Below are 17,249 nucleotides of genomic sequence, written 5' to 3' on the forward strand. Positions count from 1 at the left end.
GCTCGTCCTGCGCCGGCAGCGCCGCCCGCCGCAGCGTCACCAACGGCGGCTCGGCCGCACCGGCGGTCGGCCCGCCGTGGCGCAGCGCGTTGTCGACGAGGTTGCGCAGCAGCAGGCGCATGCGAGTGCGGTCGACCATGACGGGCGGCAGGTCGATGGCCAGTTGCAGTTTCACGGTGTCGCCGTTCGGCAGGGGCGCGACGGCTTCTCGCACCAGCGCCGCCATGTTCACCGGCTCGCGCACCAGCGCCGCATGCGGACTGGCCAGGCGTTCACTCTCCAGCAGGTCGCTGATCAGGTCGCGCATGAGATTGAGGTCGCGCAGCAGGGCCGCGCGCTCGGCCTCGCCTTCGGGCGTCGGCGGCAGCAGCTCTGCGTTCAGCCGCGCACGCGTGAGCGGCGAGCGCAATTCATGCGAAAGCGCCAGCAGCAGGCCGCGCTTGGCATCGAGCATGGCCTGGATGTCATGCGCCATGGTGTTGATGCGCTCGCCCAGGTCGCCCAGCTCGTCGTTGCGCCGGATCGGGATCGGCTGACCGAACTGGCCGCGCCCGAACCGCTCGGCGCCGGCGCCGATGTCGTCCAGCGGGCGCAGCAGCCGGCGCACGATGGCATAGGCGATCAGCTCGAACAACAGCAGCACGCCGAGCGTGAGCCACACCACACGCCCGGGGCCACGCTCCCAGGGCATGGTGCTGCCGATGCCGAAGCGGATCTCGTGCCCGTCGGCAGTCGTGCGCGTGAGCAGGGTGCTCTTGTGGCGCTCCCAGTCCATCTCCATCGCCTCGGGACGCGAATCCCAATTGACGCGCGGGCCGCTGATGCGCACCGAGATCGGCAGCCGCTCGGACAGCGCGCGGGCGCGCTCGATGCTCGGGGGGCTGCCGATCTCCGCGGCCATCCGGTCCACGTAGTCGCCCACCAGCGGCACGCCGACGTCGCGCCAGCCGCTGGCGAACACGCCGCGCATGCCCATGACGAACACCGCGGCCATGGCCAGCGCCAGTATCAGGAACAAGGTCACGAGCCGCAGGCGCAGCGAATGACGCCAACGGCGCCGCCACGCCTGGTGCCGCGCCCGGTGCCGCGCCATGCGGCAGGCCCAGCGTTCGCGCACGGTACTGCTCATGGCGCGGGACTGCGCCCGAGCGCGAGCGTATAGCCGGCGTTGCGCAGTGTCTTGATGCAGTCCAGCGGCTCGAGCTTGCGGCGCAGGCGGCTGACGACGATGTCGACCGCCCGCGAATAGAGTTCAGCCTCGTGCCCGCGCAGTCGATTGAGGATGTCGTCCCGGCTGAACACCTTCCCCGGCTCGGAGGCGAGCATGGCCAGCAACTCGAACTCCGTGCCGGTGAGCTCCACGCGGTCGCCATGGCGCAATACCTCGCGCCGGTCCAGGTCGATGGCCAGCCCGTCGAACTCGGCGCGCCGCGCCGGCGTCGCGGGCGCCGGGCCGGCAGGCGCCGCGCGCTGGCGGCGCAGGATGGTCTGCACCCGTGCAACGAGCTCGCGCGGCTCGAAGGGCTTGGGCAGGTAGTCGTCGGCGCCCAGTTCCAGGCCGACCACCCGGTCCATCACTTCGCCGCGCGCGGTCAGCATGATGATGGGAATGTCGCTGGTACGGCGGATCTCGCGGCACAGGGCGAAGCCGTCCATCTCGGGCAGCATGACGTCGAGGATGGCGGCGTCGAAGTGATCGGCCCGCAGCCGCGCCAGCCCTTCGCTGGGGCGCACGGCTGCCTCGAGGCGGCAGTCGAAGCGCGCGAAGTAGGCCGCCAGCGGCGGCGCCAGTTCCTCGTCGTCGTCGATGAGCAGGATGCGCGGCATGGCGCGATTCTCGGTCAGCACGGCCTTGCCGTCTCGTGGCGCCATCACCAGGGGTCCGGTCGCCCGATAGGGCCAAGGTGCGTCTGGGCAAAGCCGCGCGCGTACTTCAGGCCCCAGCCGAGCGCACGGTCGAGTCCGACATGCGCGGCCCACACCAGGCCGACGGACAGTAGCAGCGGCGCGCCGGCGAGCATGCCAGCCGCGCCGGCCAGCATAGGGCCGATCGTGCTGTGGGTGGCGTTGTAGGCGATTGCCCCGGCACGCGGGCCGGCCAGGTAGGCGAGGAAAGCAATGTCGGGCAGCAGGAACACGGCGGCGAAGAAGCCCCAGCCCTCGCCGAAGCGGCCATAGGCGATCAACGCAAGCGCGAGCATCAGCAGGCCCTCGGCCCGCAGCAGGCCACGCACCGCGCCGGCAACCGCACCAGGCTGCGCCGGCGTGGCGTCGCCGGCGGTCAATATCCGCCGCCCGCCGATGCCCGGGCCGCGGCCGGAGAGACCGGCGCGCATGGCGCCGGTCCAGCGGGCCGCCTCAGCCATGACGGCTCCAGCGCCCGCGGCCGCGGCGCTCGACGAAGTCGCGCACCTTCTGCTGCTGCGCCGCATTCAGGCTGTCGTAGAACTCGGCCGTGGCCGCGATCAGTTCGCCGCTGCCGGCGCGCAGGGCTTGCGTCTTCTCGTCCACCAGTCGCAGTGCGGCGGCCTGGTCGAAACGCGGACCGGCGAGCAAGGCCTCGACCTGCGCTCGTGGCTCGCCGCTGCCTCCGGCCGCGCGCAGCGCCATGCGCTGGGCATGCAGCTTTTCGGCCAACGCATCCAGCTTGCTGCGCTGGGTGGCATCCAGGTCCAGCCGATCGGCCACCTTGCCGATCATGCGGGCGCGCCACTCGGCGTGGTCCTGCTCACCGTGGCGCGCCATCGAGCAGCCGGCGACGCCGCCGAGCAGGATGGCAGATCCGGCCACGGCAAGCATGCTCTTGCGGATCCAGTGTCGCATCGCGGGCTCCCCGGTCAGAGTGCGTTGGTCCGGTCCGCGCGGGCCGAGCGTGCCGGCGCGCCAGCGTCGTCGAACGGGTAGAGCTCGCCACTGCGGGTGTTGGCTGCCGCCCGCTCCGCCTCGGCGCGCACCAGGGCGCGGTCGGTCGGGTTGGGCAGCGGCTGGGCCACGACCGAACTGGACGAGACGTTCCACATCGGGTCGCGGGCTGCCGCGTAGCCCTGCTTCTGGACCTCGGCGCGCGACAGGGCGCCAACGGGCGCATGCACGCCCTCGTAGGTTTCGGCCTGCGCGGCGGCGGCGCCCAGCAGGAACAAGGCGCTCATGCCCAGCAGGCGGCGGGCGGCGGTGGTACGGAAAGTGGCGGTCATGGTGAAGTCCTTTCGGAAGGTGTTGGAAGGACTTCATGGTGCCGGCGGACGGGCGCCCGATGGTTTCCGCGGCGTCGCGCCTTGTATCGTTTTCGGGCGCGGCGGGGCGCCATGTTTCGTTTCTTTTCAGCAGGTTGCACAGCCCACGGACCTGCCATTTCGCGCGCCGGACATCGACCGCGACTGAAACATTGCGTCCGCCGCGCGCGCAGCCCGCCCTATCCGGCGAGGTGCTTCGCCGGCTCGTCGGACTCGATCACCTGCTGCGCCCAGGCTTCGAGCTTGCTCGTGTCGGCGCGCAGCACCTCCTGCTTGACCGCCAGGATCTGCGAGGGATGCATGGAAAAGCTGCGCAGGCCGAGCCCCAGCAACAGCCGGGTGAACACCACGTCGCCCGCCATTTCACCGCACACGCTGACCGGCTTGCCCTGCCGGCGGCACTCGGCGATGGTGTCGGCCACCAGGCGCAGAACGGCCGGATGGGCCGGGTCGTACAGGTGGGCCACGGACTCGTCGGCCCGGTCGATCGCCAGCGTGTACTGGATGAGGTCGTTGGTGCCGATCGACAGGAAATCGAAATACCGCAGGAAGGTGCGCACGGTCAGCGCAGCCGCCGGAATCTCGATCATCGCGCCGAGCTTGAGCGGACCGTAGGCGACGCCGCGGTTGTCCAGTTCGGCACGCGCGAAGTCGAGCAGCGACAGCGTCTGCCGGATCTCGCTGGCATGCGCCAGCATGGGAATGAGCAGGTGGATCTCGCCGTACGCGGCGGCGCGCAGGATGGCGCGCAGCTGCGTGAGGAACATCGACGGCTCGGCCAGGCTCCAGCGGATGGCACGCAGGCCCAGCGCCGGGTTCAGGTGCATGTCGTCGCGCTTGCCTTCCAGCGGCTTGTCGGCGCCCACGTCGATGGTGCGGATGGTCACCGGCATGCCCTTCATGCCGTCGACCGCCCGCCGGTAGGCCAGGTACTGCTGCTCCTCGTTGGGCAGCCGGGCCGGGTCGAGCGAATCGCCGCCCATGAACAGGAACTCGCTGCGAAACAGGCCGACGCCGACAGCGCCGGCCTTGACGGCGCCCAGGGTGTCCTCGGGCAGCTCGATGTTGGCCAGCAGCTCGACGCGCTGGCCATCCAGCGTGACCGCCGGCTTGTGTCGCAGGCGCGAGAGGCGCGAGCGCTCCAGGTCGCCCTGGCGCTGCTTGAAGCCGTACTCGGCCAGGATGATCGGCGACGGATCGACGATCACCACGCCGGCATCGCCGTCGATGATCACCCAGTCGTCCTGCCGCACCAGCTGGCTGGCACTGCGCGCGCCCACCACGGCCGGAATGTCCATGCTGCGCGCCACGATCGCCGTGTGCGAGGTGCGGCCACCGGCATCGGTGACGAAGCCGGCGAACACGCTCTTCTTGAACTGCAGCATGTCGGCCGGCGACAGGTCGTGGGCGATCAGCACCAGCGGCGCGTCGAAGGCATCGGCCGCCATCGGCGTGTCCTCGTCGTCTTCGCGCTTGGCCCGGCGCGGCGGCGTCGGGGCCAATACGGCAGCGCTGCCCTTGATCTGGTGCAGCATGCGCTCGACCACCTGTTCGAGGTCTGCCTTGCGCTCGCGCAGGTATTCATCCTCCATCTCGTCGAACTGGCGCGCGATCACCTCCAACTGGGTGGTCAGCGCCCATTCGGCGTTGTAGAGACGCTCGGTGATCCAGTGCTTGACGCCGTCGCCCAGCGCCTCGTCCTGCAGCAGCATCAGGTGGACGTCGAGCAGCGCGGCGAGTTCGTGCGGCGTGTCGCTGGGGCTCAGCTGTGCGACGCTGGCCTGCAGCCGGTGCAGCTCGGCGGTCACCGCGTCGCGCGCGACGCGTACGCGGTCGATCTCGGTCTCGACCTGGTCGGGCCGGATGAAATAGTGGGCCACGTCGATGCGGCTGGACACGACCATCACCGCGCGCCCGATGGCAACACCCCGGGCGACGGGAAGGCCGTGGATCGACAAGGTCATGCGCTGCTGCTCCTGCCTACTCGCCTTCGCCGAACTTGTCGTCGATCAGGGCCACCAGCGCGGCCATGGCCTCGTCCTCCTTGTCGCCGTCGGTCTCCACCTCGATCGTGGTCCCCATGCCGGCCGCCAGCATCATTACGCCCATGATGCTCTTGGCGTTGACGCGCCTGTCCGCACGCGTGATCCAGACGTCGCAGGGATAGCTGCCGGCCAGCTTGGTGAGCTTGGCGGAGGCACGCGCATGCAGGCCCAGCTTATTGCTGATGGTCACGGATTTCTTGTTCACTGTGCTTTCTTTTTGCCTGGTTCTGAGGTGCCGCGACGGCCACCTGCATGACGCCGGAGGTGCCGCCCGCGATGGCGCGCTGAACCTGCGCCTCGAGTGATTCGTGGCGGTAGGTCATGGCGCGCAGCAGCATTGGCAGGTTGACGCCGGCCACCAGGCGCGAACGCTGGCCGTCCACCAGCTTCTGCGCCACGTTGCATGGCGTGGCGCCGAAGACGTCGGCCAGCACGAGCACCTTGGCCGACGGCGCGCGGTGCAGCAGTTGCGCCAGTGCGATGCGCGCGGCGCCGAGCGTTTCTTCCGGCGATACGTTGGGCTGCACGTCGATGCCCACGACGTCCTGCTCGCTGTCCGGAAAGACATGCAGTGCGCATTGGCGCAGGGCGTGCGCCAAGGGAGCGTGGGCAATGAGGAGGATGCTGTTCATGCGATGCGGCCGCAGCCGCTTTGATTATCGGCCTGCATGCCGTGGATGGGAGCGGCGCCGTACCGCGGCACTCGTGCATCGGGCGCGGTTGGACGAATTCGTCACGCCCTCGCAACATCACCCGGGCAGGCGCAGGCCGGAAAAGAAGTTCTCGACCGCCTCTGGCGAGGAGGGGCTCCCCAGCACCGTGGCCTGGTAGAGCGCCACGGTGCCGTCCCGGTTGCGGTGCGCGAACCACAGCAGGCTGGCCTGCCGCGCCGGCGCGGACCGGTCGGCCGGGGGCAGGCTGGCGTCCAGGCGCAGCGGGGCCGGCGCGAGCGCGGCGCGGACCACGCCGGCCGGGCTTTCCTCGACCCGCGCACCGGCCCACTGGGCGTAGGCCTGCATGCGCCATGCGTTCATCCAGGCTTGCGCCTGCGTGGCGTCCGCGGCATTCGCATGCGCGACCGCGAAGGTGGCGCCGCCCGTTTCGCAGCCCGCCATGTCCACCCGCACCGACTGGTCGCCCAAGGGCATCTGGCGCTCGGCGCGATCGGGCTTGCACGGCAGGAGCGCGACGAGTTCGCCGCCCTGCAGCGGCACCTCGCGCCAGTTGAAGACAGGGCTGCAGGCAGCCAGGACGAGCAGGAGGGTCGCGCAGATCGCGCAGCTCGCGGAAGTGCGCGCGCGTCGGCACGAGGAACTTGAAGGCATGTCGGGTGTCATTATGTGGCGCCGTATCCCGGCCGGGCCCGCCGCCGCGGCGGCGCCAGCGGACGGGCGCAGAGCCCTCTAGAATCGACTCTTCGAACGCAACCGCCCCATGAAAAAGCACATCGCCGTCGCCGCCGTCATGGCCGTCCTTCTGGTCGGCGGCGTGGGCATCTACCTCGACAGCGGCGCCTCGGCCGCCCCGCCGTCGACGTTCGTGCTGCTCGACGGCAGCAAGAAGAACACGCAGGACCTCCAGGGCAAGGTCACCCTGGTCAACTTCTGGGCAACGAGTTGCACCACCTGCGTGGCCGAGATGCCCGAGGTGATGGCGACCTACGAAAAATACCGATCGCGGGGCTACGACACGGTGGCCGTTGCCATGAGCTACGACCCCCCGGCGTATGTGGTGAACTTCGCCCAGTCGCGCAAGCTGCCGTTCAAGGTCGCGATCGACAACACGGGCGCGGTGGCCAAGGCGTGGGGCGACGTGCAGCTCACGCCGACCAGCTACCTGGTGAACAAGCGCGGCGAGATCGTCAAGACGTATGTCGGCGCGCCCGACTTCGACGAACTGCACAAGCTGATCGAGAAGCTGCTGGCGCAGGCCTGAATTGGCCGCCGGCGGGCGCGCTGCCATGGCCGGACGATGCGAAGGCGCGCCAGTGTAGGCGGTGCGGCGGAGATTCGCATCGAAACAATCGCTAGCGCGATCCGCAGCCAGCTTTGCTAATCTGTGGGGTACGCCGGGTTCGCCGGCGCGCCTGCCGCTCGTCCATGCCCGACCCTTCCGCCCCGTCCACCGGCTTCGCCGAGCTCGAAGCCGGCCCCACGGTGCGCGTGAGGGTATGGGACCTTCCCACCCGCGTCTTCCATTGGGTGCTTGCCATCGCGGTTCTCGCGCAACTCGCGACCGGGCTTGCCGGGGCGATGGAATGGCACTTCCGCATTGGCTACCTGATACTGGCGCTGCTGTGCTTTCGCCTTGTCTGGGGCTTCGTTGGCGGCCACTGGTCCCGGTTCGGGCGCTTTCTGTACGCGCCGGCGGCGCTGCGGGCCTACCTGCGCGGCGAGGCTCCCCATGAACACCTGGTCGGCCATACGCCGCTCGGCGCCCTCTCGGTGTTCGCGTTGCTGATCCTGCTCGCCCTGCAGGCGGCCAGCGGGCTGGTGTCGGATGACGAGAACGACGCAGTCGGCCCGCTGGCGCATCTCGTCTCGGATGCCACGGTGAGTCTGGCCAGTGCCTGGCATTCGGTCAGCGGCTCGTGGATCATCCCCGCGCTGGTGGCGCTGCACGTCGTGGCCATTGCCTACTACCTCCTGGCGCGCCGCCAGGTGCTCGTGCGCCCCATGGTGTCGGGCGACAAGCTTTTGGCGCAGCCGGCCCCGTCCAGCCGGGACAGCTTCGGCACCCGCCTGCTGGCCCTGCTCATATTCGCCGCCTGCGGCGGCTTTGCCTTCTGGATCTCTACCTTGCGCGCATGAGTTTCTCAGCCTCCCGCCCCCTGCCCCTTTCCGATACGCCCGACATGGTGATCATCACTGCCGAAGATGCTCACCAGCTCGAAGCCGTGCGCGCCATCTTCCGCGAATACGCCCAATCGCTGGCGGTGGACCTCGGCTTCCAGGGTTTCGAGGAGGAATTGCGCGATCTGCCCGGGGACTATGCCGAGCCCCGCGGCGCCCTGCTGCTCGCGTTGATCGACGCGAAACCGGATGCGGCAGCGCAAGCCGGCGCCTCCATGCTCACCCGCACAGGCGGGCAACGGGCGCACGTCGCCGCGTGCTGCGCCTTGCGGCCGCTCGACAGCGCCGACTACCCGAACGCCGCCGAGATGAAGCGCCTGTTCGTGCGTCCTGCATTCAGGGGCCGCGGGCTGGGCCGGCAACTTGCCGAGGCGGCGCTCGACGCGGCACGCAGCGCCGGCTACAGCTGCGTGCTGCTCGACACGCTCGACGACATGGAAGCGGCACGCGCGCTGTACGAGGAACTCGGCTTCGAATCGGTGCCCCCGTACTATCACAATCCGATTGCGGGAGCGCACTACCTCAAGTGCGAGCTGTAGCGTCCGGCAGTGAGCGCTCGCTCGCTAACGCGGCGCCGACGCCGCGAGCGCGGGTCGGCGCGACGGATGCTCAGGCCTTGGCCTGCGCCAGCAGCGTGCCGGCGTCGCTCACTTCGAACTTGCCGGGGCCTTCGACGTTGAGGGTGGCCACCTTGCCGTCCTTGACCAGCATGGAATAGCGGTTGCTGCGCACGCCCATGCCGCGCGACGTCAGGTCCAGCGTCAGGCCGGTGGCCTTCGCGAACTCGCCACTGCCGTCTGCCAGCATGCGCACCTTGCCGTCGGTCTTCTGGTCGCGCGCCCAGGCGCCCATGACGAACGCGTCGTTCACGCTCACGCACCAGATCTCGTCCACGCCTGCGGCCTTGAGTTCGTCGAACTGCTGGACATAGCCGGGTACGTGCTTGGCCGAGCAAGTCGGTGTGAAGGCACCGGGCAGCGCGAACAACGCGATCGTCTTGCCGGCCGAGGCCTTGGCGACGTCCACCGGATTCGGGCCGATGCTGCAGCCCTCGCCTTCGACTTCCGAATATTCCTGCAAAGTAACCTGGGGCAGGGTGTCGCCGACCTTGATCATCGCTGTCGCTCCTTGGGGGATGGAAAAAGAAAAACGGCCCACATTGTGGGCCGTTTTCTAATGTGCCGTACGGCGTCTGGAGATCAGACCGCGGCTGCCTTTTCGAGCAGACGGGTTGCCACCCAGTTCTTGGTCTTGGAGATCGGCCGGCTTTCGGTGATCTCGACCAGGTCGCCAGTGTGGAACTGACCATCTTCGTCGTGCGCGTGGTACTTGCTCGAGCGAATCACGATCTTGTTGTAGATCGGGTGCTTCACGCGGCGCTCCACCAATACAGTCACGGTCTTCGCGCGCTTGTCGCTGACGACCTTGCCGACCAGGGTGCGCTTGAGGGATTTCTTTTCTTCCGTCATGTTCACTCCTTAGCTGGCTTGTCCACCGGACGCTTGCTTCTGCGCCAGGATGGTCTTCGCACGTGCGATGTCGCGACGCGTGATACGCAGCTGCGCGACGTTACCCAGCTGCTGCGTCGCCTTCTGCATGCGCAGGCCGAAATGGGCCTTCTGCAGGTCCTTGATTTCGGCTTGCAGGCCGGCGACGTCCTTGTCGCGCAGCGTTGCGGCCTTGCTCACCTTTGCGTCGGTGCTCTTCTTGCGGGATCCGGTTGCCATGTTCATGTCCTCCTGGATCAAGCGCCGAGCTGGCGGGCGACGAAAGTGGTGCGCAGCGGCAGCTTGGCTGCCGCCAGGCGGAACGCTTCGCGAGCGAGTTCCTCGGGCACACCGACGATCTCGTAGATCACCTTGCCCGGCTGGATCTCAGCCACGTAGTACTCCGGGTTGCCCTTGCCGTTACCCATCCGCACCTCTGCAGGCTTGGTGGAGATCGGCTTGTCGGGGAACACCCGGATCCAGATGCGGCCACCGCGCTTGACGTGGCGCGAAATGGCACGGCGGGCGGCTTCGATCTGGCGAGCCGTCAGACGGCCGCGATCGACCGACTTGAGGCCGAAGTCACCGAAGGACACGGCGTTTCCGCGCGTGGCGACGCCGGTGTTACGGCCCTTTTGTTCCTTGCGGAACTTTCTGCGTGCGGGTTGCAGCATGATTCTTGCTCCGTATTTCTAAGACCGATTACTCGGTCTTGGCACCGTCCGCTGCTGCAGCGGGCGCGGCTTTGCGGACGCGCTTAACGGCGGGTTTCGGATCGGCACCGCCGGCTTCGGCGGGCTTGTCGCTGCCATCGGCCGGGGCGGCATTGCCACCCATCGGGCCGCGGGCACCCGGGCGCGGACCGCGACGGTCCGAACCAGGACGGTCGCCGGGGCGACCATCGCGGCGCGGGCCACGCGGGCGACGCTCTTCTTCGGGACGCGGGGTCTCGACGGCGGGCAGATCGTTGCGGCCCAGCGTGTCGCCCTTGTAGACCCAGACCTTGACGCCGATGACGCCGTAGGTGGTCTTGGCTTCCGAGGTACCGTAGTCGATGTCGGCGCGCAGCGTGTGAAGCGGCACGCGACCTTCGCGATACCACTCGGTGCGTGCGATCTCGATGCCGTTCAGGCGACCGGCCGACATGATCTTGATACCTTGGGCGCCCAGGCGCATCGCGTTCTGCATCGCGCGCTTCATGGCGCGACGGAACATGATCCGCTTTTCGAGCTGCTGGGTGATCGAGTCGGCGATCAGCTGAGCATCGATTTCGGGCTTGCGCACTTCCTCGATGTTCACGGCCACCGGCACGCCCAGCTGGCGGCCCAGTTCACGCTTGAGGTTCTCGATGTCCTCGCCCTTCTTGCCGATCACCACGCCCGGACGCGCCGAGTAGATGGTGATGCGTGCGTTCTTGGCAGGACGCTCGATCAGCACGCGCGAAACCGATGCGTTCTTGAGCTTCTTCTTCAGGTACTCGCGCACCTTGATGTCTTCGGCCAGCATGCCCGCGAAATCGCGGTCGCTGGCGTACCAACGGCTGGACCAGTTGCGGCTGACCGCAAGGCGGAAGCCGGTCGGATGGATTTTTTGTCCCATAGTCTTCCAGCCTTTAGTTGCCAACCGTCACGTACACGTGGCACGTGGGTTTGCTGATGCGGTTGCCGCGACCCTTGGCGCGCGCGGTGAAGCGCTTGAGCGTGGCACCTTGCTCGACGTAGATCGTCTTGACCTTCAGTTCGTCGATGTCGGCACCGTCGTTGTGCTCGGCGTTGGCAATCGCCGACTCGAGCACCTTCTTGATGATCACAGCGGCCTTCTTCTGCGTGAACTGCAGAATGTTGAGCGCTTGATCGACCTTCTTGCCGCGGATGAGATCGGCAACCAGTCGGCCCTTGTCGACCGACAGGCGCACGCCGCGGAGGACTGCACGTGTTTCAGACATGGTCGTTCCTTATCGCTTCTGGACTTTCTTGTCCGCGGGATGCCCCTTGAACGTGCGGGTGAGCGCAAATTCGCCGAGCTTGTGGCCGACCATCTGATCGGTGATGTACACGGGCACGTGCTGCTTGCCGTTGTGCACGGCAATGGTCAGACCGATGAAATCGGGCAGGACCATCGAGCGACGCGACCAGGTCTTGATCGGCTTCTTGTCCTTCGTCGCCACCGCCTTGTCGACCTTGGCCAGCAGGTGGTGGTCGACAAACGGACCCTTCTTGAGAGAGCGAGTCATTTACGTGCCCCTTACTTCTTGCGACGCGACACGATGAAGACCTGCGTGCGCTTGTTGTTGCGGGTGCGGTAGCCCTTCGTGAGGTTGCCCCACGGGTCCACCGGATGACGGCCTTCGCCCGTCTTGCCTTCACCACCACCGTGCGGGTGGTCGACCGGGTTCATGACCACGCCGCGCACCGTCGGGCGGATACCCATGTGACGCTTGACGCCGGCCTTGCCCAGTTGGCGCAGGCTGTGTTCTTCGTTGGCCACTTCACCGATGGTGGCGCGGCATTCGATGTGGATGCGGCGCACTTCGCCAGAGCGCATGCGCACCTGGGCGTACACGCCTTCGCGTGCCAGCAGCGTTGCCGAGGTACCGGCGGAGCGGGCGATCTGCGCACCCTTGCCAGGCTGCAACTCGATGCAGTGGATCGTCGAACCCACCGGGATGTTGCGGATCGGCAGCGTGTTGCCGGCGCGGATCGGCGCCTCCGAGCCCGACAGCAGGGTTGCACCGGCTTCGACACCGCGCGGGGCGATGATGTAGCGGCGCTCGCCGTCTGCGTAGCACAGCAGCGCGATGTGGGCGGAACGGTTCGGGTCGTACTCGATGCGTTCGACCTTGGCCGCGATGCCGTCCTTGTCGCGACGGAAATCCACCACGCGATAGTGGTGCTTGTGGCCACCGCCCTTGTGACGGGTGGTGATGTGGCCGTTGTTGTTACGGCCGGCCTTCTGGAACTGGGGTTCCAGCAGGGGTGCGTAGCCTTCGCCCTTGTGCAGGTGGGCACGCGAGATCTTCACCGCGCCACGCTGGCCCGGGGAAGTCGGTTTCATCTTGATGACGGCCATGGTTTATGCCCCCTCTGCGGCGAGGTTGAGCTCTTGACCCGGCTTGAGCGTCACGTAAGCCTTGCGAACATTGTCGCGGCGGCCCACGCTGCGGCCGAAGCGCTTGGTCTTGCCCTTGATGTTGGCGACCGAGACGCCCTTGACCTCGACCTTGAACATCAGTTCAACAGCGGCCTTGATCTCCAGCTTGGTGGCGTCTTGCAGCACCTTGAAGGTGACGGCATTCGACTTCTCGCCGACCAGCGTGGCCTTTTCGGACACGATCGGGGCGACCAGGACCTGCATCAGGCGGCCTTCGTCGAACGCACGTTGTGCGGGGGTAGGGTTGACGCGGCTCATGCGAACATCTCCTTGAGCTGGTCGACGGCGCCCTTGGTGACCAGCACCTTCTTGAAGTGCACCAGCGACACCGGGTCGGCGTAACGCGGCTCGACCACGAGCACGTTGACCAGGTTGCGCGAGGCCAGGTACAGGTTCTCGTCGACTTCCTCGGCGATCACCAGCACGGATTCGAGCTTCATGGCCTTGAACTTGGCAGCCAGGGGCTTGGTCTTGGGCGAATCGACCTTGATCGAATCGACGACGGCCAGGCGGCCTTCACGAGCCAGCTGCGAGAAGATGGACGCCATGCCGGCGCGGTACATCTTCTTGTTGATCTTCTGGGTGAAGTTCTCGTCCGGGCTGTTCGGGAACGTGCGGCCGCCTCCGCGCCACAGCGGCGAGGAAGTCATACCGGCGCGTGCGCGGCCGGTGCCCTTTTGCTTGAACGGCTTCTTGGTCGAGTGCTTGACCTGTTCGCGGTCCTTCTGGGCACGGGTGCCGAAACGGGCGTTGGCCTTGTAGGCGACGACGATCTGGTGGACCAGCGCTTCGTTGTAGTCGCGGCCGAACACGGTCTCGGGCGCGTCGAACTTCGACGCGGCCTGGCCTTGTTCATTCAGGAGTTCGAGTTCCATTACTTCGCTCCTTGCGCGGCGGGCTTGGCCTTGACGGCCGGACGAACGGTCACGAAGCCACCCTTGGCGCCGGGAATGGCACCCTTGATCAGCAGCAGTTGACGCGCTTCATCGACACGGACGACGTCCAGGTTCTGGGTGGTGACGGTAACGTCGCCCAGGTGACCGGTCATCTTCTTGCCCGGGAACACGCGGCCCGGATCCTGCGCCATCGAGATCGAACCGGGCACGTTGTGCGAACGGCTGTTGCCGTGCGATGCGCGCTGCGATCCGAAGTTGTGACGCTTGATGGTGCCGGCGAAGCCCTTGCCGATGGACGTGCCTTGCACATCCACCTTCTGGCCAGCCGCGAACACGCTGGCCACGGCGATCGCGCCGCCAGCCTGGTGCTGGGCAGCCGTTTCGGCGGTGACGCGGAATTCGCGGGTGATTTCGCCGGCTTCGACGCCAGCCTTGGCCAAGTGACCGGCCTGCGGCTTGGCAACGCGCGATGCCTTGCGCTTGCCGAACGTCACCTGCAGGGAGACGTAGCCGTCGTTCTCTTGGGTCTTGACCTGGGTCACACGGTTGTCGGACACGTCCACCACCGTGACAGGAACTGCGTCCCCGTCATCGGTGAACAGGCGCATCATGCCCACCTTGCGGCCCAGCAACCCGAGGGAGTTGCTCAGACTCATGTTTTTTCTCCAAGACTCCCGCCGCTGCCACTTCAATTGGCGACAGCGTTTGATTTGCGGAAGAAGGGTTGATAAATCTCTGCGACGCCGCCCATGCCGCCCTCACTGGCCGCCCGGACTCAAAGGCCCGGGCAGTGCGTGCAAGCGCAAGGCGCAAAATGCGCAGAGCCCGCCATTATAGGCGGGGATGGGGCAAACCCGCAAGTCACCGGCTCACGCCGGACTTACTTGACCGGCATGGACAGGATGGCGTCGCCCTCGGGCGTGTGCTTGAGGGTGCCGGCGCCCTGCTTCCTGGACGGGTTTCCAGCCTGCACCGGGATCGACGTCGAGCCGGTAACGCCGTTTTGCGTGGTGAACACGTTGAGGTAGCGCAACCCGTCTGCCGCGGGCACCACGGTCAACTCGAAGGTCGCCGTCTGGCCGGCGGTCAGCGGCGCCGGGCCGGCCGGCGCGTTGCGCAAGGCCAGGTCGGGGTCGGCGGTGAAACGCACCAGCGCGCCATCCGGATCGGTGATCCGGTCGAGCACCACGACCACGGTCGTGGCCTGGCCGGCGCGCGGCACCCCCTCGATCCGGTAGCTGACGCCGATGCCCGAGCCGTTGGGCTTGGTCGGCGCGGCGGTCATGGACCTGGCTTTCGACGCGGTCTCCGCGCCTGCGGGCGCTGCCAGCGCCACGGCGCCGGCCGCCAGCAGGCAAAGTGCACGCAGCGCTGACCGTGCACGCGTCTTGATGGCTTGGTTTGGCATCGTCGTTTCCTCCGGTGGGCGCGCCGGCGTCAATTGAGCGTCACCTGGAAGCAGGACGTGGGCGCGGCCTCGTTGGCGTCGTAGAGTGCCACCACGATCTCGCCCTGGCCCAATTCCACGTCCAGCGAGTCGCTGGTTCCGGTGGCGACTGCGGCAGCCACCTTACCGGCGGTCGTGAAGACCGCCAGGTCGGGATCGGTGCCCGCCGGGCCGCTGACGGCGAAGCGGTAGCTGCGCGCTTGGGGCACGGCATACCGCAGGAAGGCCGTGTTGCCCAGCTTGTTGAAGCTGCCCGCAGCCGTGCGCACGCACGCCGTCTGGGCGGCACCGACCGCAGCGGGGACGTAGATCGGCAGCACGCCGGGCACGCCGGCGCCGTTTGTTTCCCCCGTCGCCCATGGATCGTTCGTGGCCGGGCTGATCGCCTGGCCGCCCAAGGCTGCCGCCAGGGCAGCCTGTCCGGAAGGCAGGACCGCGGCGTACGCCGCCGCGAACGCGTGAATCGACACGAGCGCCGGCGTCTGCCGCAGCGGCCCGGTGAACGCCCGCTGGATCGGCCCAAGGCCGTTCTCGACATACAGGCGCCAGAGGATGGCCTGCACCGAGCTTTCGTTGAACCAGCCCGGATTCTGGCCGCCGGCGGCGAGGTCCAGGTCGGCCGCCAGGGATTGCGCCGGCCCCACCGAATCGGTGTAGTGCGATCGATCCAGCGCCATGCCGGACCAGGCGTTGCCCCAGCCCTCGGAAAAGGCGACGCGAGGGTCCAGCCGGTCTTCCGGGCCGTGCGGTCCGCCCGGCGAATCGTCGCGGCTGAAGGCGCTCTGGAAGTAGTGCCCCCATTCGTGGGCAATGACGGAGGCGTCGTATTCGTCGGTGTCCACGTTCTCCTTGCCCAGCAGGTAGATCGCGTCGCCGGAGCCGTCCCGGGTGTAGGACGATGTTCCGATCTGGCCGAGCGCAATGCGGCCTGCCGCCGGAACGTTCTCGACGCTCCAGAAGACCCGCAACGCCGGGAACGAAGTTCCGGGCGCCACCGCCTCGATCTTCGCCATGGCCTGGTAGATCGTGTCGAGCACGGCGAACGGCGCCGCCGTCCGCGGCCCGGCGTACCCGCCTCCGCCCCAGCCGGAGGCGGCGTGGAGGTCGCGCGAGACCGGACCGTTCTCGGTCGAAAAGAAGGGTGACTCCATCGCGTAGATGGCGTCGCCCTGGGTGTTGTCGCGCACCGTGACGTTCCAGCGCCCGCCCGGGTCGTCGCGAACCAGCTGGGCGCGAACGCGTATGCCGACCTGTGCGCCGCCGGGAACGTTCAGCGCATAGCGGCCGGCCTCGTCCGTCGTCGTGCTGCCGATGGGCGCCGTCGCACCCAGGGCGAGCACCTCCACCAGGGCGCCTCGCACGGGCTTGGCGGTGGCGGCGGCGTAGTCGAGCGCGCCGCCCGGCGCAGGTGGCACGGAATCGAAGGTCACCCGGCCGCTCAGTTCGACGGGCGGCCCGGCCGGCTGGCTTCCGCCACCGCCGCCGCCACCGCCGCAACCGGCCAGGCCGACGAGCAGGATGGAAGCGACGACGGCACGGATCAGGGCTGCAGGATTCATGGACAGTGCTGGAGCGGCATGCCCTGTTTGTGCCCCAAATAAAAAAGCCCGTCCACTGTCGTGAACGGGCTAGTTGTCAGCAAATGTCGATGTTTACTGGAGCTTGATCTCGACATCCACGCCGGCCGGCAGGTCCAGCTTCATCAGCGCGTCGACGGTCTTGTCGGTGGGATCGACGATGTCCATCAGGCGCTGGTGCGTGCGGATCTCGAACTGGTCGCGGCTCGTCTTGTTGACGTGCGGCGAACGCAGGATGTCGAAACGCTTCATGCGCGTCGGCAGGGGCACCGGGCCCTTGACGATGGCGCCCGTGCGCTTGGCGGTGTCGACGATCTCGGCAGCCGACTGGTCGATCAACTTGTAGTCGAACGCCTTGAGGCGGATGCGGATCTTTTGCTTTGCGAGCGTGCTCATGGGTCCGTCCTCAGTCGATGATCTTGGCAACCACGCCCGAGCCGACGGTACGGCCGCCTTCGCGGATGGCGAAGCGCAGGCCTTCTTCCATGGCGATCGGGGCGATCAGCTTGACGGTGATCGACACGTTGTCGCCAGGCATGACCATTTCCTTGTCCTTGGGCAG

The 17,249-nt window shown here is 67.6% G+C and carries 26 protein-coding genes and 1 pseudogene; 3 read left to right on the forward strand and 24 right to left on the reverse strand.

What is annotated here, in order from left to right; genetic code table 11:
• The 9 genes from VES41_RS04795 to VES41_RS04835 all read right to left on the reverse strand — a co-directional run.
• Positions 1-1,129: HAMP domain-containing sensor histidine kinase (locus VES41_RS04795; protein ID WP_324813683.1), on the reverse strand; the 1,129-nt coding region annotated here is incomplete at its 3' end.
• The gene (locus VES41_RS04800; protein ID WP_324813744.1) at positions 1,126-1,827 is read right to left on the reverse strand and encodes a response regulator transcription factor; all 702 of its coding nucleotides are present in this window, start codon (positions 1,825-1,827) and stop codon (positions 1,126-1,128) included. The genes VES41_RS04795 and VES41_RS04800, both read right to left, overlap by 4 nt.
• A gap of 44 nt (positions 1,828-1,871) precedes the next feature.
• Complete coding sequence (locus VES41_RS04805) at positions 1,872-2,366, reverse strand: DUF4260 domain-containing protein (protein ID WP_324813685.1); 495 nt, start codon at positions 2,364-2,366, stop codon at positions 1,872-1,874.
• On the reverse strand, positions 2,359-2,823 hold the full coding sequence (locus tag VES41_RS04810; protein WP_324813687.1) for a Spy/CpxP family protein refolding chaperone: 465 nt from the start codon (positions 2,821-2,823) through the stop codon (positions 2,359-2,361). Before VES41_RS04810 ends, VES41_RS04805 begins: the two co-directional genes overlap by 8 nt.
• A gap of 14 nt (positions 2,824-2,837) precedes the next feature.
• Complete coding sequence (locus VES41_RS04815) at positions 2,838-3,194, reverse strand: hypothetical protein (RefSeq protein ID WP_324813690.1); 357 nt, start codon at positions 3,192-3,194, stop codon at positions 2,838-2,840.
• A 218-nt stretch (positions 3,195-3,412) separates the two neighbouring features.
• Entirely contained in the window at positions 3,413-5,197 is a 1,785-nt protein-coding gene (gene ptsP, locus VES41_RS04820) for a phosphoenolpyruvate--protein phosphotransferase (protein ID WP_324813693.1), read from the reverse strand.
• A gap of 16 nt (positions 5,198-5,213) precedes the next feature.
• Positions 5,214-5,483 carry an HPr family phosphocarrier protein gene (locus VES41_RS04825; protein ID WP_324813696.1) on the reverse strand — a complete coding sequence of 90 codons (270 nt, stop codon included), beginning with the start codon at positions 5,481-5,483 and terminating at the stop codon, positions 5,214-5,216.
• Complete coding sequence (locus VES41_RS04830; protein WP_324813699.1) at positions 5,452-5,910, reverse strand: PTS fructose transporter subunit IIA; 459 nt, start codon at positions 5,908-5,910, stop codon at positions 5,452-5,454. The genes VES41_RS04825 and VES41_RS04830 overlap by 32 nt, the downstream gene beginning before the upstream one ends.
• A gap of 117 nt (positions 5,911-6,027) precedes the next feature.
• On the reverse strand, positions 6,028-6,603 hold the full coding sequence (locus VES41_RS04835; protein WP_324813701.1) for a hypothetical protein: 576 nt from the start codon (positions 6,601-6,603) through the stop codon (positions 6,028-6,030).
• A gap of 109 nt (positions 6,604-6,712) precedes the next feature.
• Between VES41_RS04835 and VES41_RS04840 the strand changes: the two genes are divergently transcribed.
• From VES41_RS04840 to VES41_RS04850, 3 genes are all read left to right on the forward strand, one after another.
• Complete coding sequence (locus tag VES41_RS04840) at positions 6,713-7,213, forward strand: TlpA disulfide reductase family protein (RefSeq protein ID WP_324813703.1); 501 nt, start codon at positions 6,713-6,715, stop codon at positions 7,211-7,213.
• 164 nt (positions 7,214-7,377) lie between these two features.
• On the forward strand, positions 7,378-8,088 hold the full coding sequence (locus VES41_RS04845) for a cytochrome b/b6 domain-containing protein (RefSeq protein WP_324813707.1): 711 nt from the start codon (positions 7,378-7,380) through the stop codon (positions 8,086-8,088).
• Entirely contained in the window at positions 8,085-8,669 is a 585-nt protein-coding gene (locus VES41_RS04850; RefSeq protein WP_414719028.1) for a GNAT family N-acetyltransferase, read from the forward strand. The genes VES41_RS04845 and VES41_RS04850 overlap by 4 nt, the downstream gene beginning before the upstream one ends.
• A 70-nt stretch (positions 8,670-8,739) precedes the next feature.
• On the opposite strand, the gene VES41_RS04855 is transcribed toward VES41_RS04850, so the two are convergent.
• The 15 genes and pseudogenes from VES41_RS04855 to VES41_RS04925 form a co-directional block, all read right to left on the reverse strand.
• Positions 8,740-9,246, reverse strand: a complete 507-nt coding sequence (locus tag VES41_RS04855) for a peroxiredoxin (protein WP_324813710.1) — start codon at positions 9,244-9,246, stop codon at positions 8,740-8,742.
• Positions 9,247-9,329: 83 nt separating this feature from the next.
• Positions 9,330-9,599 (reverse strand): 30S ribosomal protein S17, encoded by a 270-nt coding sequence (gene rpsQ / locus VES41_RS04860; protein WP_324813713.1) that lies wholly within the window; start codon positions 9,597-9,599, stop codon positions 9,330-9,332.
• Positions 9,600-9,608: 9 nt separating this feature from the next.
• Positions 9,609-9,818: a 50S ribosomal protein L29 gene (gene rpmC / locus VES41_RS04865; protein ID WP_324813749.1), complete on the reverse strand. Its 210-nt coding sequence runs from the start codon at positions 9,816-9,818 to the stop codon at positions 9,609-9,611.
• A 56-nt stretch (positions 9,819-9,874) separates the two neighbouring features.
• Positions 9,875-10,291, reverse strand: a complete 417-nt coding sequence (rplP, locus tag VES41_RS04870; protein WP_324813716.1) for a 50S ribosomal protein L16 — start codon at positions 10,289-10,291, stop codon at positions 9,875-9,877.
• Positions 10,292-10,319: 28 nt separating this feature from the next.
• Entirely contained in the window at positions 10,320-11,216 is an 897-nt protein-coding gene (rpsC, locus tag VES41_RS04875) for a 30S ribosomal protein S3 (protein WP_324813718.1), read from the reverse strand.
• A 13-nt stretch (positions 11,217-11,229) separates the two neighbouring features.
• On the reverse strand, positions 11,230-11,562 hold the full coding sequence (rplV, locus tag VES41_RS04880; RefSeq protein ID WP_286661992.1) for a 50S ribosomal protein L22: 333 nt from the start codon (positions 11,560-11,562) through the stop codon (positions 11,230-11,232).
• A 9-nt stretch (positions 11,563-11,571) separates the two neighbouring features.
• A complete protein-coding gene (gene rpsS, locus VES41_RS04885) occupies positions 11,572-11,850 on the reverse strand; it encodes a 30S ribosomal protein S19 (protein WP_324813723.1) in 279 nt (92 codons plus the stop codon).
• 11 nt (positions 11,851-11,861) lie between these two features.
• A complete protein-coding gene (rplB, locus tag VES41_RS04890) occupies positions 11,862-12,686 on the reverse strand; it encodes a 50S ribosomal protein L2 (protein ID WP_324813726.1) in 825 nt (274 codons plus the stop codon).
• A 3-nt stretch (positions 12,687-12,689) separates the two neighbouring features.
• Positions 12,690-13,025, reverse strand: coding sequence for a 50S ribosomal protein L23 (gene rplW / locus VES41_RS04895; protein ID WP_324813728.1), 336 nt, complete (start codon positions 13,023-13,025; stop codon positions 12,690-12,692).
• Positions 13,022-13,642, reverse strand: coding sequence for a 50S ribosomal protein L4 (gene rplD / locus VES41_RS04900; protein ID WP_324813730.1), 621 nt, complete (start codon positions 13,640-13,642; stop codon positions 13,022-13,024). The genes rplW and rplD overlap by 4 nt, the downstream gene beginning before the upstream one ends.
• Entirely contained in the window at positions 13,642-14,319 is a 678-nt protein-coding gene (gene rplC / locus VES41_RS04905) for a 50S ribosomal protein L3 (RefSeq protein WP_324813732.1), read from the reverse strand. Before rplC ends, rplD begins: the two co-directional genes overlap by 1 nt.
• Positions 14,320-14,543: 224 nt before the next feature.
• Positions 14,544-15,071 (reverse strand): hypothetical protein, encoded by a 528-nt coding sequence (locus VES41_RS04910; RefSeq protein ID WP_324813736.1) that lies wholly within the window; start codon positions 15,069-15,071, stop codon positions 14,544-14,546.
• Between the two features lie 29 nt (positions 15,072-15,100).
• The gene (locus tag VES41_RS04915) at positions 15,101-16,669 is read right to left on the reverse strand and encodes a hypothetical protein (RefSeq protein WP_324813739.1); all 1,569 of its coding nucleotides are present in this window, start codon (positions 16,667-16,669) and stop codon (positions 15,101-15,103) included.
• A 93-nt stretch (positions 16,670-16,762) separates the two neighbouring features.
• Entirely contained in the window at positions 16,763-17,083 is a 321-nt protein-coding gene (gene rpsJ / locus VES41_RS04920) for a 30S ribosomal protein S10 (RefSeq protein WP_324813742.1), read from the reverse strand.
• A 10-nt stretch (positions 17,084-17,093) separates the two neighbouring features.
• Positions 17,094-17,249, reverse strand: a pseudogene (locus tag VES41_RS04925) (elongation factor Tu); the annotation flags it as partial.

This window comes from Variovorax sp. (genome assembly GCF_035634955.1).
In the GTDB taxonomy this organism is placed as follows: domain Bacteria; phylum Pseudomonadota; class Gammaproteobacteria; order Burkholderiales; family Burkholderiaceae_C; genus Variovorax.

Bases quoted from the DNA above. Each gene is read 5' to 3' on its own strand.
- VES41_RS04800 (WP_324813744.1), bottom strand. From the start codon at position 1,827: ATGCCGCGCATCCTGCTCATCGACGACGACGAGGAACTGGCGCCGCCG.
- VES41_RS04805 (WP_324813685.1), bottom strand. From the start codon at position 2,366: ATGGCTGAGGCGGCCCGCTGGACCGGCGCCATGCGCGCCGGTCTCTCC.
- VES41_RS04810 (WP_324813687.1), bottom strand. From the start codon at position 2,823: ATGCGACACTGGATCCGCAAGAGCATGCTTGCCGTGGCCGGATCTGCC.
- VES41_RS04815 (WP_324813690.1), bottom strand. From the start codon at position 3,194: ATGACCGCCACTTTCCGTACCACCGCCGCCCGCCGCCTGCTGGGCATG.
- ptsP (WP_324813693.1), bottom strand. From the start codon at position 5,197: ATGACCTTGTCGATCCACGGCCTTCCCGTCGCCCGGGGTGTTGCCATC.
- VES41_RS04830 (WP_324813699.1), bottom strand. From the start codon at position 5,910: ATGAACAGCATCCTCCTCATTGCCCACGCTCCCTTGGCGCACGCCCTG.
- VES41_RS04835 (WP_324813701.1), bottom strand. From the start codon at position 6,603: ATGCCTTCAAGTTCCTCGTGCCGACGCGCGCGCACTTCCGCGAGCTGC.
- VES41_RS04840 (WP_324813703.1), top strand. From the start codon at position 6,713: ATGAAAAAGCACATCGCCGTCGCCGCCGTCATGGCCGTCCTTCTGGTC.
- VES41_RS04845 (WP_324813707.1), top strand. From the start codon at position 7,378: ATGCCCGACCCTTCCGCCCCGTCCACCGGCTTCGCCGAGCTCGAAGCC.
- VES41_RS04850 (WP_414719028.1), top strand. From the start codon at position 8,085: ATGAGTTTCTCAGCCTCCCGCCCCCTGCCCCTTTCCGATACGCCCGAC.
- VES41_RS04855 (WP_324813710.1), bottom strand. From the start codon at position 9,246: ATGATCAAGGTCGGCGACACCCTGCCCCAGGTTACTTTGCAGGAATAT.
- rpsQ (WP_324813713.1), bottom strand. From the start codon at position 9,599: ATGACGGAAGAAAAGAAATCCCTCAAGCGCACCCTGGTCGGCAAGGTC.
- rplP (WP_324813716.1), bottom strand. From the start codon at position 10,291: ATGCTGCAACCCGCACGCAGAAAGTTCCGCAAGGAACAAAAGGGCCGT.
- rpsC (WP_324813718.1), bottom strand. From the start codon at position 11,216: ATGGGACAAAAAATCCATCCGACCGGCTTCCGCCTTGCGGTCAGCCGC.
- rplV (WP_286661992.1), bottom strand. From the start codon at position 11,562: ATGTCTGAAACACGTGCAGTCCTCCGCGGCGTGCGCCTGTCGGTCGAC.
- rpsS (WP_324813723.1), bottom strand. From the start codon at position 11,850: ATGACTCGCTCTCTCAAGAAGGGTCCGTTTGTCGACCACCACCTGCTG.
- rplB (WP_324813726.1), bottom strand. From the start codon at position 12,686: ATGGCCGTCATCAAGATGAAACCGACTTCCCCGGGCCAGCGTGGCGCG.
- rplW (WP_324813728.1), bottom strand. From the start codon at position 13,025: ATGAGCCGCGTCAACCCTACCCCCGCACAACGTGCGTTCGACGAAGGC.
- rplD (WP_324813730.1), bottom strand. From the start codon at position 13,642: ATGGAACTCGAACTCCTGAATGAACAAGGCCAGGCCGCGTCGAAGTTC.
- rplC (WP_324813732.1), bottom strand. From the start codon at position 14,319: ATGAGTCTGAGCAACTCCCTCGGGTTGCTGGGCCGCAAGGTGGGCATG.
- VES41_RS04910 (WP_324813736.1), bottom strand. From the start codon at position 15,071: ATGCCAAACCAAGCCATCAAGACGCGTGCACGGTCAGCGCTGCGTGCA.
- VES41_RS04915 (WP_324813739.1), bottom strand. From the start codon at position 16,669: ATGAATCCTGCAGCCCTGATCCGTGCCGTCGTCGCTTCCATCCTGCTC.
- rpsJ (WP_324813742.1), bottom strand. From the start codon at position 17,083: ATGAGCACGCTCGCAAAGCAAAAGATCCGCATCCGCCTCAAGGCGTTC.